Raw genomic sequence first — 1,262 nt, 5'->3', positions numbered from 1 at the left:
GGATACCACCGCCCAGTTTCTTGATGATCTTGGTCTGAGCAGCACCGCCCACACGGGATACAGAAATACCGGCATTCATCGCAGGACGGATGCCCGCATTGAACAGATCGGTTTCCAGGAAGATCTGACCGTCGGTGATAGAGATTACGTTGGTCGGTACGAATGCCGATACGTCACCTGCCTGAGTCTCAATGATAGGCAGAGCCGTCAGGGAACCGGTCTGGCCCTTCACTTTACCATCGGTCAGCTTTTCAACGTGCTCTGCGTTTACACGGGAAGCACGCTCCAGCAGACGGGAGTGCAGATAAAATACGTCACCCGGGTAAGCTTCACGACCCGGTGGACGACGCAGCAACAGGGAGATTTGACGATAGGCCCAAGCCTGTTTGGTCAGATCATCATAAACAATCAGGGCATCTTCACCCAGATCGCGGAAATATTCACCCATTGAGCAACCGGCAAAAGGAGCCAGAAACTGCATGGATGCCGGATCGGAAGCACCCGCAGCCACTACAATGGTATGTTCCATTGCACCGTGCTCTTCCAGTTTGCGTACCACGTTGGCGATAGAAGACTGCTTCTGGCCAATCGCTACGTAGACACACTTTATACCGGTACCTTTCTGGTTGATGATCGCATCGATGGCCAGAGCGGTCTTACCCGTCTGACGGTCACCGATGATCAGCTCACGCTGACCACGACCAACAGGAACCATGGCGTCAACGGACTTGTAACCTGTCTGAATCGGCTCGTCCACAGACTGACGAGCGATAACGCCTGGCGCTACTTTTTCGATAGGAGACGTTTCGGTAGCGTCAACAGCACCTTTGCCGTCGATGGGGTTACCCAGCGCATCAACAACACGTCCCAGTAACTGCCTGCCAACAGGAACTTCAAGAATTCGTCCGGTGCACTGAACAGTCTGGCCTTCAGCCAACTGACCATAGTCACCTAATACAACGGCGCCGACGGAGTCCTGCTCCAGGTTCAACGCCATACCGTACACACCGCCGGGGAACTTGATCATTTCCCCGTACATGACCTCTTGCAGACCGTGTATACGAACAATACCGTCAGTGACACTGACGATGGTGCCCTCATTGCGGGCTTCACTGGACACATCTAGCTGCTCTATGCGGCTCTTGATGATGTCACTGACCTCGGAAGGATTCAGTTGCATAGCTTACCTGCCAAACTCTTTACTTAAAAAAAAGTAACTATGAAATCATCGCATCGGCAAGCTTGGTCAACCGTGAGCGGAC

Annotated in this window: 1 protein-coding gene; it reads right to left on the bottom strand. The window is 53.1% G+C overall.

What is annotated here, in order from left to right; genetic code table 11:
* Positions 1–1,180 (bottom strand): F0F1 ATP synthase subunit alpha (gene atpA / locus KDK19_RS17555; protein WP_257292476.1); only part of this gene is annotated, 1,180 nt, incomplete at its 3' end.
* Positions 1,181–1,262: the final 82 nt, after the last annotated feature.

The sequence above is a fragment of the Endozoicomonas sp. ONNA1 genome, assembly GCF_024606325.1.
In the GTDB taxonomy this organism is placed as follows: domain Bacteria; phylum Pseudomonadota; class Gammaproteobacteria; order Pseudomonadales; family Endozoicomonadaceae; genus Endozoicomonas_A.
Note: the sequence above shows the minus strand (reverse complement) of the source record. Positions and strands in the feature narration are given on the sequence as shown.